15 protein-coding genes and 1 other annotated feature are annotated in these 14464 nt (G+C 34.7%); of the genes, 2 read left to right on the top strand and 13 right to left on the bottom strand.

The features are described from left to right. Positions 1-110: 110 nt before the first annotated feature. Positions 111-983: an SDR family oxidoreductase gene (locus SJW71_RS13660; protein ID WP_431811026.1), complete on the bottom strand. Its 873-nt coding sequence runs from the start codon at positions 981-983 to the stop codon at positions 111-113. Between the two features lie 403 nt (positions 984-1386). After that, positions 1387-1560: a hypothetical protein gene (locus SJW71_RS13665; RefSeq protein ID WP_322610970.1), complete on the bottom strand. Its 174-nt coding sequence runs from the start codon at positions 1558-1560 to the stop codon at positions 1387-1389. 869 nt (positions 1561-2429) lie between these two features. Between SJW71_RS13665 and SJW71_RS13670 the strand changes: the two genes are divergently transcribed. Continuing rightward, positions 2430-3443 (top strand): DUF1835 domain-containing protein, encoded by a 1014-nt coding sequence (locus tag SJW71_RS13670; protein ID WP_312506091.1) that lies wholly within the window; start codon positions 2430-2432, stop codon positions 3441-3443. A 147-nt stretch (positions 3444-3590) separates the two neighbouring features. Continuing rightward, positions 3591-3804, top strand: a binding site (T-box leader). 106 nt (positions 3805-3910) lie between these two features. Continuing rightward, positions 3911-5203 carry an aspartate--tRNA(Asn) ligase gene (aspS, locus tag SJW71_RS13675; protein WP_431812209.1) on the top strand — a complete coding sequence of 431 codons (1293 nt, stop codon included), beginning with the start codon at positions 3911-3913 and terminating at the stop codon, positions 5201-5203. 73 nt (positions 5204-5276) lie between these two features. Here the strand turns inward: aspS and SJW71_RS13680 are convergent, their stop codons facing one another. The 11 genes from SJW71_RS13680 to SJW71_RS13730 form a co-directional block, all read right to left on the bottom strand. After that, entirely contained in the window at positions 5277-5846 is a 570-nt protein-coding gene (locus tag SJW71_RS13680; RefSeq protein ID WP_431811027.1) for a GNAT family N-acetyltransferase, read from the bottom strand. A gap of 301 nt (positions 5847-6147) precedes the next feature. Further along, positions 6148-6393 (bottom strand): cold-shock protein, encoded by a 246-nt coding sequence (locus SJW71_RS13685; RefSeq protein ID WP_341386105.1) that lies wholly within the window; start codon positions 6391-6393, stop codon positions 6148-6150. Between the two features lie 317 nt (positions 6394-6710). After that, complete coding sequence (locus SJW71_RS13690) at positions 6711-7124, bottom strand: hypothetical protein (RefSeq protein WP_431811028.1); 414 nt, start codon at positions 7122-7124, stop codon at positions 6711-6713. A gap of 157 nt (positions 7125-7281) precedes the next feature. Then, entirely contained in the window at positions 7282-8508 is a 1227-nt protein-coding gene (locus tag SJW71_RS13695) for a TolB family protein (protein WP_274796940.1), read from the bottom strand. A 257-nt stretch (positions 8509-8765) separates the two neighbouring features. After that, on the bottom strand, positions 8766-9887 hold the full coding sequence (locus SJW71_RS13700; RefSeq protein ID WP_274796939.1) for an S-layer homology domain-containing protein: 1122 nt from the start codon (positions 9885-9887) through the stop codon (positions 8766-8768). 357 nt (positions 9888-10244) lie between these two features. Further along, complete coding sequence (locus SJW71_RS13705) at positions 10245-10703, bottom strand: GNAT family N-acetyltransferase (RefSeq protein ID WP_341386103.1); 459 nt, start codon at positions 10701-10703, stop codon at positions 10245-10247. A 359-nt stretch (positions 10704-11062) separates the two neighbouring features. Then, the gene (locus SJW71_RS13710) at positions 11063-11557 is read right to left on the bottom strand and encodes a hypothetical protein (RefSeq protein ID WP_274796938.1); all 495 of its coding nucleotides are present in this window, start codon (positions 11555-11557) and stop codon (positions 11063-11065) included. Beyond that, a complete protein-coding gene (locus SJW71_RS13715) occupies positions 11557-11760 on the bottom strand; it encodes a helix-turn-helix transcriptional regulator (RefSeq protein WP_312506099.1) in 204 nt (67 codons plus the stop codon). The genes SJW71_RS13710 and SJW71_RS13715 overlap by 1 nt, the downstream gene beginning before the upstream one ends. A 363-nt stretch (positions 11761-12123) precedes the next feature. Then, complete coding sequence (locus tag SJW71_RS13720; protein WP_431811029.1) at positions 12124-13029, bottom strand: NAD(P)/FAD-dependent oxidoreductase; 906 nt, start codon at positions 13027-13029, stop codon at positions 12124-12126. 281 nt (positions 13030-13310) lie between these two features. Then, positions 13311-13991: a TraR/DksA C4-type zinc finger protein gene (locus tag SJW71_RS13725; RefSeq protein WP_322604970.1), complete on the bottom strand. Its 681-nt coding sequence runs from the start codon at positions 13989-13991 to the stop codon at positions 13311-13313. 189 nt (positions 13992-14180) lie between these two features. After that, on the bottom strand, positions 14181-14411 hold the full coding sequence (locus tag SJW71_RS13730; RefSeq protein ID WP_431811030.1) for a hypothetical protein: 231 nt from the start codon (positions 14409-14411) through the stop codon (positions 14181-14183). Between the last annotated feature and the right edge of the window lie 53 nt (positions 14412-14464).

Consider the following 14464-nt stretch of genomic DNA (forward strand, 5'->3'; position numbering starts at 1 on the left):
TTTAACCAATAATCACTATCTATTTTATATAACAATCCAATTTATTGTCACTTTTTATATAAAATAGACGTAATTCTTATTGTAGAATTACGCCCATCCATCGTTATTTTCTATTGGATCATTCCATAGCCATCTGGTGCAGGTATAGCATGTTCCGCAGATCGACTGACTGATTCCCAACCCTGCCATATGGCAATCCGTTTTTCCGCATTTTCAATAGCTAAATCGTAGACAACGCTTCCTAGAATTAATCGAAGAGGCGGATTTTCACAATTAACTAGTTTCACAATAGCTTCGGCCGCCAACTTAGGAGCACTATCAACGGATTCTATTGCATTTTGTTTAGCCAATTTCTCACGTAATGAATCATATTCTAGTTTCTGTGTAGTGAAGCCCATTTTTAAATAAAGATTCGTCCAGTATCCCCCAGGTTCTACTATCGTTACTTTTATTCCAAAATGAGCAGCTTCCTGTGCTAAAGCCTCGCTCAATCCCTCTAAAGCAAATTTACTAGCACTGTAAACTCCCGACATAGGGCCCGTAATGAGTCCACCGATACTAGATATTTGAATAATATGACCTGAACCTTGCCCCCTTAAGTAAGGCATGACTGCTTGGCAAACCCAAACTGCTCCAAAAAAGTTCGTTTCCATTTGACTTCTTACTTCTTCTTCCTTAAATTCTTCAATCATTCCTAAAGTCATATTACCTGCATTGTTTATGACAATATCAATTTGTCCAAAATGTTTAATAGCTTCTTTTACTGTAGCAAAAACATCGCTTCTATTCGTAACATCAAGTCTTAAGGGCAACAACCTTCCTTCAAATTGGCTTTGTAACTCCTTCAGTTTTTCAATATTTCGAGCAACTCCAACTACCTTATCCCCTAACTCTAAAGCTCTTTTCGTAAATTCATATCCCAATCCACTACTAGCACCGGTAATAAACCAAACTCGTGCCGTTTTAATATGATTTCCTGTCATTAAGAATCTCCTCCGCTTCATCCTATTTTGTTAGGCAGCAATTAATTCCAATTATTATAAGAAAACAAAATCGAAAAAATAAAAAGCATAGGCAATCTGCCCATGCTCCAAACATATAGAATGATTCAATTGGATCCATCTTTATGACACTTTTTCTAAAAAAAAATAGAAAAAGCAGAGACAATGTCCCCTGGTATATAACCGTATCATGAAGGGTTTCCGTAAAAAGACAGATCTATCCTATTATCTCTGAGCATAAGCAGAGCCTTTGAACGTATAAAATTAACGATTCAAAGATAGGATATCAATCATTCGGAAGCCTCCATTCATAAAAGTTAATTCAAGTATATCACTTTACCATGATATGTAAAATAGTATTTTGATTAATTTAAGAAATTCTCCGTTAGTATTTCTCAATTTTTATTGTTATATGTTCTTTGCTTATTGTGACCTTTTCTTTTTCCGAAACTTTCTTTATAGAATCCTCCACAATTTGTTGAATTAACGTATCAGCAACTTTTACATCCTTCGGAAAACTTACGGATACAGTCAAATCTTTAAAATTACCATCGACCATTATTGCACCTATTGACTCGCTATTAAGATTCGTTTGTTCTGGAATAGATCCCATTATTTCATTATGTAATTCTGAAAAAAAACTAAAAAAGGACAAATCCTTTCTAAGAAATGCGGCGTTTAATTAAGATAAATTATAATTAATGTACTTTTGACTTAAACGTAGGCTTTCAAGGTGAGAAACTCTGCCTCATGTTTAGGAAAATTGTTTTTTTATTCCAGAATCATGTAAAATATAAAAGTGCATTTAAAAAGTTATGTTCTCACTCTGTTGCGAAATGGGTTCAATTGTACCCTACCTTATTATTGGCGGATAGAACCTTGGAATTGAAGGATAACCATCAAAAAGTGGTGGATAAAATGCTCAAAGCGATGGATAGAACCCTGAAAGTGAAGGATAGTCCTTAAACCAGTGGATAGAAACCCTGAATTGAGGGATAACCATCAAAAAGTGGTGGATAAAATGCTCAAAGCGATGGATAGAACCCTGAAAGTGAAGGATAGCCCTTAAACCAGTGGATAGAAACCCTGAATTGAAGGATAACCATCAAAAAGTGGTGGATAAAATGCTCAAAGCGAGGGATAGAACCCTGAAAGTGAAGGATAGCACTTAAACCAGTGGATAGAAACCCTGAATTGAGGGATAACCATCAAAAAGTGGTGGATAAAATGCTCAAAGCGATGGATAGAACCCTGAAAGCGAAGGATAGCACTTAAACCCGTGGATAGAAGAAGATGAACTATGCTTTACTATTTCAAAAGCTGGTGCTAAAAATATTGCTAATATTTTAGTTGAAGCGGTGCCTATTGCTCCGCCTGTTGAGCATCTTGTAGGTCGCAAAGAAACAATAAATAACGAGGTGAATTTTAGTGTTAGAAGAGATACATAAATCAATAAAAGATTTAAGCGGTAGCGAAGCAAAGAACCTTTTATTAAGCATGATGTTGCGAATAAAAGTGATGCAGGAATCAAAGAATTCACCAGAGGAAATGTTAGAACAATTAAATTCTTTATACCATCTATTTTTTGAAGTTGTACAAAATAGCAATCATGTTGAGCGAGATTATTCAACAGTCCATATTGTGTTTGGCGAATCTCCTGCTGGTTCTTTACGAGTAGGATTAGGGCGTGAGAATAAAGTAATCGGATTTCCCGATTTCTTTTCTGTTGGTCCTATTTGGGCACTTCATCAAGAGGTTGGTCGTAAGTACAGACATGAATGGTTGAAGGACCATCTTAATTATTCCGATGACTATCTTGAGGAAGAGTACGAAAATAGATTTTCAAAAACACTTGTAGAAATAGATGGTTTAAGCAATGAGACCCCTATTGTTATATGGACTGCTGAAAATGCAAATGAGCAAACTGGCTTACGCTATCTTTTATACTTGCTCAAAGAAAAAAAGAATAAGATTTTCGTGATCAATACTACATTTGCTTTTCAGGAATTATTTAACACACCTGAATTTGGGTGTTTAGATATCCATACGGGCGAAGTAAACGGTGAACACTTAAACAAAATCTATCATGAAAAATTATCAGCACCAATAACTGATGAGGATAGAACACGATTTGAAAAAGAATGGATCGCATTAGCAGAATCAAAAGGTTTGGTGAGGATTTGGGAAAATAACAAAATTAACACGGTTAATGAAGATTACTTAGATGATTTTATTGTCAATACGGCCCAACATTTGCATGCTAAGCAAAGTGAAAAAGACTTTATGAAATCTGCAAGGTTAATCGGGGAAGTTTATGGACAGCACAATCAATTAGGCGATGTTTTTATAGAATATAGAGTGAGAAGCCTAATCTATAAAGGAGTTTTTGAAATTAAGGGAATTCCTAAAGCAATGAGGTATTATAGTGTGAAACTAAGGTGACTAGTTTGTGAAAAAATCCACTTGAACTATAGGGACTTTTCTACAATAAGGTCCCTATTTGGGGGTCACATTAAAAAATTTATTAGCAAAATCCAATAATTTTATTGAAAATACAAAAAAGTATGACTATAATAAATTTCAAATATTTAAAAAACGAAGAACAGAATAAGTATGTCATTCCCTTTAACGAAAGAGAGCAATCGGTAGCTGAAAAGATTGTGTTAAACAATGATTGAAAGACATCTGTGAGTGTTATCCTGAAATAAGTAAGGATAGACGGTTTGCAACCGTTAAAAAGCAATGAGTTGGCTACATATGCAGCAATTAGGGTGGTACCGCGAGATAGGCTCTCGTCCCTGACAAATGTCAGGGGCGGGAGCTTTTTTATTTTAAGGAGGTGAGTGTCCGTGGATGATGACGATGATGATAAAAAAATAAAAGGATTAAAAATTTGGGAGGTAACCATCATGCATACAAATCTAAAACGTACACTTGCCAACGAGTGTATGAAAAAAGTGGGAGAAACGGTAAAAGTCCAAGGCTGGGTAAAAAAAGTAAGGCACCTTGGAAATATCAGTTTTTTAGTGATAAGAGAGCGAACTGGTGAACTGCAATGTGTTTTAGAAGGAGAACTTGCTGGCGTCATTATCGAAACAGAAAGTGTTATCGAAGCTATCGGAGAAGTCGTTTCAACAAATAAAACAGGACTTGGCATTGAACTGCTTCTAAAGTCAGTAAAAGTGATTAACAAAAATAGTTTACTTCCTTTTGAAGTAAATAAAAAAGAAGTAAACACAGGACTTGAGAACCTTTTAAATCATCGGGTATTATCACTCCGTCATGAAAAAATAGCTTCAATTTTTAAAATAAAATCAACTCTTGAAGAGGCATTTCGTGAATATTTAACAAATATGGGTTTTATCAGAATTTTTACACCCAAAATTGTTTCTCAAGGTGCGGAGGGTGGCGCCAATGTTTTTAAATTAAATTATTTTGGGAAAGAAGCATTCCTTGCACAATCCCCTCAATTTTATAAACAAATGATGGTGGCTTCAGGTCTTGAGCGTGTATTTGAAATGGGTCCTGTTTTCCGTGCGGAAGAGCACAACTCTTCAAGACATTTAAATGAATATATCTCTCTGGATCTTGAAATGGCTTTTATAGAAGATTATGAAGAATTAATGGTGCTAGAAACTGAAGTTATAAAATTTATGTTTGAAAAAGTAAAAGAAAAAAATGAAAACGAGTTAAAGCTTTTGAAAATTGAGGTCCCCACTATAACTGATATTCCAAAACTAACATTATATGAAGCTATAGAAATTTTAAAGAAGCGTTATAAAAAAGAAATGCCAGAAGGTGACCTCAATACTGAAGGAGAAAAACTGATTGCAAACTATATAAAAGAAACGACGGGGAGTGAATTTGTCTTTATTACAGAGTACCCGAAAGAAAATAGACCAATGTATACAATGCCTGCAAAAAATGGATTAACTAAATCTTTTGACCTCTTATTTAAAGGTCTTGAAATCACATCTGGTGGCGAACGAATTCACGAATATGAAATGCTTGTAGCATCATTCAGAGAACAAGGACTTAACGAGGAAAACTTCCAAAATTATTTAAACACATTCAAATATGGAGTGCCACCGCATGGAGGTTTTGCTATTGGTCTGGAACGTTTAACAGCAAAACTCCTTGGATTAACGAACGTTCGGGAGGCAAGTGCTTTCCCGCGAGACATCAATAGATTAACCCCTTGAATTGATCATTTCGGTAATTATTAAGCCCACTTCAAATAAGTGGGTTTTCTTGTTTTTGGATTTACACGACTTCCTAAATTCCAAAAGTACTGTTTGAATTAATATAGTAAATTAGATGGTCAGTCCATTCGTCAAATTCATAAATAAACCCTTTTCTTATACATTCAAATTGCATTCCAACACTTTCCGCCAATCTTACAGAAGGGGTATTATCCAGATTGATGTGTGCTTCTATACGATGAAAATTTAGCTTTTCAAATGCAAGAATAATAGCTGCTTTTACTGCTTCCTTTGCATATCCTTGTCTCCAAAATTGATTATGAATGCTGTAACCAAATCTTGCCCATTGAAAATCCTCCCTCATTATTGTCGAAAAATCGATTGAACCAATATGTGTATTATCCTCTTTTCGGAATATCCCAAATACATACACTTTATCATCTAAAGCCATTCTTTGATGATTATCGACTAAATCCCCAAACCAATCTTTCGTACAAACACTCATATCAATCTTACCTTCATCATATTTGTGTTGTGAAGGAAATCTATTTTCAAACTCTGTAATCCAAGGAGTGTAATCTTCTCTTTCAAGCGGTCTAATAACTAATCGATCTGTTTCTATGTAGTAATTGAATTTTATCAAAAGAACACCTCAAAGTTATTTTTTTATCTTTTATAACTAGTAAAGTGAAAAAGCATATTCAAATTTAAGAAACACTTTATTAAAATAGGAATAAACAATAATAATTAACTGATCAAAATAAAGATTATTCAAACCTTCTAAGTTATCCTATTACCTGCCCCGATAAATTTAACCCCATTGCTTCTCTCGCTTAAACTCTAACATAAATATCCAGATATTTAAATATACATAATATGGATTTTAGCAAATAGAAACTACATTTCATATTATTAAAGAAATGCCCTTGATGATTAATCATACTTTAATCAGAATTAATTATTACATTCTCCGCAACTTGTTTCTGTTCAGTAAAATTAGCCTTTTCTATTAAATCGAATGATACTTTTTGTCCTTCTTTAAGAAACCTGAATCCATCTGAAAACCTTTCGTTATCAGGTAAGATTGAACAGAAATGAACGAAAACATCATTTTTATTCTCTCCGTCAAGCATAATACGACCATTCCCCTTTTCTTCTTTAAACCATTTAACTATTCCCTCTCTTTTCATATCTTTTTGTCCTCCTATTCACACAACTACTTAAATCACCTAGATTTTAACATAAACATTTACAACTCTTTTTATATAATATTTGGCACAATCGAATTGTAGAAATGTGCCTGAGTAACGATAATAAATAAGAAATTGAGCTTTGGCATAGTACCTGATCTTGCGAAGGGCATTTAATTTAAGTTATGGAGTTGCTTTGGCAGCTCTTTTTTAGCAGGTGCTTTATGCAGCAAAAGCATTCCCAAATCAAAGTCAGGTAACAACACCCTAAACCTTGCTTTGGGAAGCTTTTTCTCCATCAACATTTGGATAATATATTATTTTTTTGGATTTCGATTGATAAATTCAATAATATCGCTTCTCATATAAGATATCGCATAATCATAATAAAAGTAACGGTCAATCTCTCCATTCTCTAGTGCTTTATCTAATGCTTCAAATTGTTTTTCTGCTAGGTATGATATCAATTGTTGAGGATAGATCTCATGTTTTTCTGCCATTTCAGCTATCGTTTTTCCGCTATCCCATTCAGACCTGTATTCTTTTTCACTCATATCAAGGAACTTGTATAGATTCTCATAGTCGTACGTAAAATGAAATGTTTGGGGAACTTTTCTCTCATAAATATCTTTAAATTCTTCGTTGTCTCTATTTGCAAAAACTCCTTCAACATTACCTGTTAGATTCAAGGTAATAAAAGCTATAAATACTAATACAAAAAGTCTTCTCATCTTTCGAATCCTCCATTTTACAACTATTGTTCCCGTTGGATTGCTATTCATACGTTTTGAATAGATTGATGGTGGCTATTGCATTGGACATAACCACTCTCTATAGAAATAGGCACCATTCTTTTTCAAGAATCGCGCCAGCTTGTTGTTAGATTTTTTAAGGGCTTTGCTTTGGTGTGAAAAATGTTGGGGCATAATCTACATTTTTGAGCCAAATATACTCTTGACCTGTTAAAGTATTTTTTACCCATACATCACCTTTCATTTGCTCTGCCTTCTTTCGAAACCAAGTAAGATAGGGTCCAACAACTTGAGGATCTTCATCAAGCTCATTCTCCCCTGGAGATGTAATTTGTTTTTGCTCTCCCGTTCTTATGTTGATAGCGTAAAGAGCTGTGAACATAGTTGGTACAGGACCGACTTTCCACTCCTTGTTTTCTTTTGCACGAGCCACAATGACTAAATCTTTAGAGTACCATTCCAGATCAAGGTCTACAAAGCCTTCAGGTGTATATTCTTTTTGTTGTTTAATTGTAGGTATTTCGGCAATCGTCATGTGCTTGTTTTCAACGAAAAATCTTCCTTCTCCTGATATATAAGCTAATTCATTGGCGAATGGAGCCCACTTAAACCAATCTTTAAACCCTAACATTTTCCCCACAGCTTGAAAATATTTTCCTTGTGATGATAAAACACTTAATGTATTACTGTCCATTGACCAAGAAGCTGTAGGTACAACTAAAAAGCTAACCCACTTGCCGTCAGAACTCCACTTAAAATAATCGGCATCAATCCCAAATAAGTCAGGTACTTTCGTTTGAATTGTAAAAAAAGGCTTTATCTTATCCTTCGCAAGATTTGCATCTACCGGAATTCTATACAGTGGGATTGGGCTCCATCCTGTAGGAAGTAGGTTGGATTGTGATGAAACAATAAATTCTTTGCCGTTTGGAAACCATTCAAAAGCACTAACACCTAATGAGACATTTTCAAATCCTTGTGGGCGGCCATTCTGTATATTTGTCACATTTAATATACCTTGCTCGGTGTAGGCCAGCTGATTTTTGTTTGGTGACCATTTAAAGTCAGAGGTTACGACCCTTACGTAAGGTTGGTAGCTGTCTTTTTCCTTCCTATCATAAATGAATAAATCCGATTTTTCTCCCTTTTCATCACCATCAATATATCCAATGAAACGACCGTCATATGACCATTTCGGCGAATATATATAGCGGTCCTTCGTAAGTTGTATTTCTTGACTCCCCTCTTTGAGCCATAGCTGATGATCACGGATAAATACAGCTGTTAGTGGGGTTTCAGCATTTGCTATCGATGAAACATGAAAACAGAGTAGAGTGAGTAGTATTAAAATTCGAATTCCCACATCCATCTCTCCTACAATAATGATTTAACAATTACTTTGCCCAAATTGCTAACAATTATCCTATTCCCATAATCTGCACTTATACTAAAGAAAAAGCACGATTCTATCTATAGAATCGTGCCCTTTCATTGAATATCATAAATGATTGGAATATCAAATTGATGACTTTACCCTTTCTTAACAAGAGGCAAACGATGTTGAATTGTTAGACAATAAGAAAAAAAAGCGGATTTGAGATGAATCCGCTTTTTTTGTACTTAGTTGATCTCAGTTTCTAATGTTTCTTTCCAATCTTGGTCATCGTCATCTTCATCAAGAACAACATTATAAATTTTCCATTTACCATCATCATTTTTCTTAAGATAAGCAGTTCCTGATAAGTCAATTGTCGTGTTAAAAGACATATCTGGAGCTGTCAAAGATACTTTATATACTAAGTTATCAATGCGGACTTGAGCAAAATGATTACTTACAGAAACAGCATTGATCTCATTTTCACCAATCTGTTCCATTGTGAATTTAATATCTGATTCTTCAATCATACCTGTCATATCCAAACTATCCAGTGAATAAGCCAGTTGGTAACCAATTGTCGTATCACGATAAAGGGCTTTTAATGCTTCTACATCTTGTTGTTTAGTGAATTTCATCTCATCTTTAATGTTACGATCAACTGTTTGAATGATTGCAAGTTGATCTTCATCTGTTCCTGGCACTAGATGCAAGGCACGGTCAATCATCACGATCGCTTCAGCACGAGTTGCATCATTGTAAGGTTTGAAGATATCTCCGTACCCTTTGATAATTCCTAAAGCTGCCGTTTTCATAACCGCTTCATAAGCAAAATTCCCCTGTGGTACATCAGGGAATGCTTTTCCTGTTGCTGTAAAATCAAGCTTTGTCTTGAATGCACGGTAAATCATGACTGCCATTTCATTACGTGTAATCTTATCATTCGGTCGGAAAGCACCGTCTGGTTTACCATTGATAATGCCTTGGCTACTGGCAACCTTAACATACTCGTAATACCAATTTGCCGGTTTTACATCAGGGAACGTTTTTACTGTTTCACCTGCACGTAGATTCATTGAATTCACTAAAATTTTCGTAAATTCAGCACGAGTAATCGAATTTTTTGGTTTTACTGAGACGTATGTATATTCATATTTCTCTCCATCTTCCTCAAACGATTCTGTTTCCACATATCCGTCAATAATATCCGCATACAAGAAACGCTCCAATTCATTGTATGCCCAATGATCATAATCGACATCATCCATATAATACAAATCAATGGATTTTTCTGCTGCTTCTGCTGGAGAAACGGTAATAAACCCAAATAGTACAAGGGAAGATAATAAAACATATAGTGCTTTCATTGGTTTGCCTCTACTTTCTTCTATTAAATTTTTTCCAATAGTCGTAGTTTACATGACTGCTACAAATTTTAATAGACTGTAAAATATGGAAATATAATATGTTTTCGAGTAAGACGATTCCTATACAATTACCGTAATCTGGTAGAGGTTTTTAGCTATTGTTATTGGTTACCTTTAAAAGGATCATTACTACCGAAAAGAAAGTATTTCAGGGAAGGGATTTTCCAGGGGGCAAAGGAGTTTGATTAGGAAGAAAAGTAAGAATTGCTGAATTCTAGAAAGACGCTATTCTTATTCTGAAAAGCGTCCTGGTGGAAGTCTGTTATTCAATTAAAACATCCGCTAGTAATAAAAAAATTATTCAAGCTTTAGTTTTAAACCTTCGTGCGTTGCTTTAAAACCTATTCGCTCATAAAACTTTAACGCATCTGGCCTTTGTTTATCAGTTGTAAGTTGAACAATATGACATCCACGTTCTTTCGCACGCTGAATTGCCCATTTTATAAGTCCAGTACCTACACCCATTCCTCTTACAGTAGAAGAAATTCTAACTCCCTCAATAGTAGCTCGCCATCCACCTGTATGTGTTAGATAAGGAGTAAACGTAATTTGTTGTACGCCAATCACTTCATTACCGTGACATGCCACTATTAACTCGTTATTAGGGTCGGATGTAATAGCCTCAAATGCTTTTTTATAACTATCGGGAAGTGGATGCTCATACCGCTCTCGGGTACGTCCCAAAACATCATCTGCAAGCATTGCAACAATACTTTCTAAATCTTGCTCTGTAGCTATTCTATATTCTGTTTCCAATTAAATCCCTCCTTAAATAATCAGTCTTTGATTATCCACTTTCGTGAAAGTTCAAATTGTGCAATTAATTACTTGAAACACTATTTAAGTGCATTTTTGTAGAAAATATTATCAACAGCTTGATCATCAAATAGCAGTACCAATCCCCCTTTTTCTTTAACATATCACATACAGTCTATAAATAATAATAGGGGTTAATTATAAAAATTCATAAATTTTCCTTATGACCTAAATCAACCAATTGCCCTCGAATGGAAACAGTTCCAAATCGATATTGCCAAATAATAATGTTCTTTTCATTTAGAAAAAAACACCCCTATAGATTACAAAATCTAAAGGGGAAAAACGTTAAAGGAAATCTAGTAGGTTACCTCGGAATCTTCTTGCTTTGGTGTAAATGCGATAAAAAGTGCAATTAAATTAGGTGGGATACTAAATATTAAGAACAGCCAGTTTGTCGTCAGGATCGAAATTATTGTAAAAACGATAATTGATGTAACAAAGACGATTATACCAATTTTCACGCGGGAGGGCTTCAACGGGGCTGTACTGGACATGTTAATGCTCAAAATAATTCCAATGATTCCCCAACTCGCTATGTGTGTTAATAAAAGGATACCTAAAACCATAGCAGTGCTTAATTCTATTCCAAAAATGATTAACGTAAAGAAAACATACAGCGCTCCTAACGTCACATACCATGAATAGGATCTCGCCTTTTGCCAAATATGGTAGTACAGCTCGTCTAAACCTCTATTTTTTCTAGCTTTCTTTCGTCCGAACCACCATCCAAGGAGTCCACCTATCACTCCCCCATACAATCCAATCATACCCCAGATATTAAGCTCCATCATTACATTCTCCCCTCTTCAAATATAAACACTTCTTCAATTGTGCTATTGAAAGCTTTAGAAATGTTGTAAGCAAGCTCTAAGGATGGATTGAATTTTCCTGATTCAATAGCAATGATTGATTGCCGAGAGACACCTACTTGTCTCGACAATTCTTCCTGAGTAATCTTCTTCAATTTTCGTAATTCTCGAATTCTGTTTTTCATATAGCCTCCTTTATAAATGTAAAGCAAACTGTACATTTATCGATAAGTAAAGTTTACTTTACATATTTATATATGTCAAGCAAGCTTTACAATTTAATTTTTAGTTAAAAAAACAAAAAGCAAAACGTGTAGAGTAAAGAATTAATGAAATAAAAAACGCATTCCTTACTAAAGAAATGCGCTGGATTATACGATGCTATGCCCTTCAATCCTTTTTAAACAACAAGAAAAAAACGAATTCTAAAATCAAAATCCGTTCTTTCGATCTTATATGAATTCTAATGCAATGATGTGGCAACCCATTGGCGCTGATGGGTTATACTAGCTAAGCTTTTATATAAATGAAGGAGAGGTTTTTGACAATTAAAAGCGTTCCATCGTTAGATCCGTATTTACTGAAACCGCAGCTTTATTACCTTTAGCAGCTGATATCATTAAAGAGGATGGTTTTGATCTTTCGGTCTCCCCTGCAATATATACGTTTTTTTGGGTTGTTCTACCAACACCATCTGTTATAACTTTCCCATCTTCTTGTATGTCACAGCCTAGCTTCTCAGCAAATTGATTTGGGCGATAATAAGATGGGGCAACAAATCCACCCGATCTACTTATTGTTGCTCCTGTTTCAAACTCTATTTTTTGTAAATAACCGTCATTACCTAATAAGTCTTTTATCTTTTCCGATATAATTTTGATATGGTGTTTTTGTAACTCTGTTTTGCCTTCTTCAGATAATTGAACTCCGTTCGTTAAGACAACCAAATCCTGCGACCAATTATAAATTAACTTAGTCAAATGCAGTACATGCTCTTCTTTTTCTGCAATAACCACTAATGGCTTATCTTTTTGCTCCCAGCCATCACAATACGGACAACTAAATAGGCTTTTGCCATAAAACTCTCTCATACTGGGTATAGTAAATATTTCCTGAATACCTGTGGCGAGTATTATTTTTTCTGAAACAAATTCCTGACTAGTAGCTGTTTTAACAGTAAATCGCTCATTACCTATATCCTTAATGATTTCCGTAACAGTTGCAGTAAAATATGATACGGACGGGTAAATCTCCAGCTCTTTCAACGCTTTTTCTTTAAACGCTTGTGGGTCTATCCCATCACGAGTAATAAATCCATGTGAAGCTTGTGTCACTCTATTCCTATTCGTTCCATCGTCCAATAATGCAATGTTTCTCCTTGCCCTTCCTAAAGTTAAGCTAGCACTTAACCCAGAAGCACCTCCACCTATAATGATACAATCAAGGACATTCATTTTTTTACCTCCGTATTGATTTGGTTTTCTATAGAAGTGTTATTTGCATTAGAGGACTAGATTATTTCATACATCATGGATTTCCATTCTTTACACACACTACTATTGAATATGAGAAACGATGTATTTAGCTCAACTGAAATAATCCATAGATCATGCGTTAATATGACTGAAAAAGGCACAATTCATCTTCTAGAATTGCGCCACTATTGTGGAATATCGTTTATTAAGCTAAAGTAACTGTTACTTCAATAACGCATTTTGTTAGACTTTTTTTTGATTTAATCCTCTAAATAATCAAATTTTCTAGCATGTTCTACTTCTTGAATGGAAACTTGGCGTGTTAATTCATCTGTTTCGGAGATATGGTAGGAATCCCATTCATCATTAACGGCAATTTCTTCAGGGTCTTCATATAATTCATCATAATTTTCAAAGTCCCCCTCAAAATCGGACGGAGATTCGGAAGTTCCGTATTTTGCTACAACCTGAAACACATCTTCATAATCATGAATATCATCCTTGTCATCTCGGCCAGAAAAAGAATTGTCAACTGGAGGAAGCATCACTTGCTCTTCAACCGGTCGATCGGTTGGAACTTCTTTTGCTGTATGTTCAATACAAAAAGCGGTATAAGGCAATGCTACCAATCGATCATATGGGATATCTTGTTGACAAACTTCACACACGCCGTAGGTTCCGTCCTCAATCTTTTGTAAGGCGGCATTTACTTTTGCTAACTCATCATCGTCATGGACTTTTAACGCCATATCTTTTTCACGTTCATATAATTCAGTACCTAAATCTGCTGGATGATTATCGATCGTTGACAACTCATCAACAGAATCCCGTAAACTTCCTCGTTCTAAATATTCATCATCTGTATCCATTCTTCGTTGAAGCGAGTGTTTTTGTTCAATTAACATATTTTTTAACTTTGATATTTTTTTCTCACTTAGCATCGTCATCACGTCCTTTTCATTATTATGAACGAATATGATTTTAATTATTTGCTAAAGGATAAGTTTAAATACAAAAACGAAAAGACAAAAAATAAAAATAGTACTAAACCTACTACAAATTACACATTGTATCTCTAATATGAAATAAATATTTCTTAGAGCAATACACCCAATTATGAAAAGCAACAATTATCCAAAGTAATTATGAAAACACCAAACAACAAGAAAAATACTTACTATTCCCCATGCAGTAGTACTCCATATCCACCAAATTACCGATTTAGCTTTTAATGAATTTACCTCATCTTCCATATTTACTTTTGTCAAGGCGACCTTATTTTCCATACCTTTTTTCATTGAAATGAGAACAACAAATCCAATTAAAATGAAACCAATTGTTATCCAAAGTAATAGGTCCACTTTTACACTCCCTTTATACAAAATAAAGTACCCTGTGAAAATAATAATTATTC

It is taken from the genome of Lysinibacillus sp. FW12 (assembly GCF_050817245.1).
Taxonomy (GTDB): Bacteria; Bacillota; Bacilli; order Bacillales_A; family Planococcaceae; genus Lysinibacillus; species Lysinibacillus irui.

Bases quoted from the DNA above. Each gene is read 5' to 3' on its own strand.
- SJW71_RS13660 (WP_431811026.1), bottom strand. From the start codon at position 983: ATGACAGGAAATCATATTAAAACGGCACGAGTTTGGTTTATTACCGGT.
- SJW71_RS13700 (WP_274796939.1), bottom strand. From the start codon at position 9,887: ATGAAAGCACTATATGTTTTATTATCTTCCCTTGTACTATTTGGGTTT.
- SJW71_RS13710 (WP_274796938.1), bottom strand. From the start codon at position 11,557: ATGATGGAGCTTAATATCTGGGGTATGATTGGATTGTATGGGGGAGTG.
- SJW71_RS13720 (WP_431811029.1), bottom strand. From the start codon at position 13,029: ATGAATGTCCTTGATTGTATCATTATAGGTGGAGGTGCTTCTGGGTTA.
- SJW71_RS13690 (WP_431811028.1), bottom strand. From the start codon at position 7,124: ATGAGAAGACTTTTTGTATTAGTATTTATAGCTTTTATTACCTTGAAT.
- SJW71_RS13665 (WP_322610970.1), bottom strand. From the start codon at position 1,560: ATGGTCGATGGTAATTTTAAAGATTTGACTGTATCCGTAAGTTTTCCG.
- SJW71_RS13715 (WP_312506099.1), bottom strand. From the start codon at position 11,760: ATGAAAAACAGAATTCGAGAATTACGAAAATTGAAGAAGATTACTCAG.
- SJW71_RS13725 (WP_322604970.1), bottom strand. From the start codon at position 13,991: ATGCTAAGTGAGAAAAAAATATCAAAGTTAAAAAATATGTTAATTGAA.
- aspS (WP_431812209.1), top strand. From the start codon at position 3,911: ATGCATACAAATCTAAAACGTACACTTGCCAACGAGTGTATGAAAAAA.
- SJW71_RS13685 (WP_341386105.1), bottom strand. From the start codon at position 6,393: ATGAAAAGAGAGGGAATAGTTAAATGGTTTAAAGAAGAAAAGGGGAAT.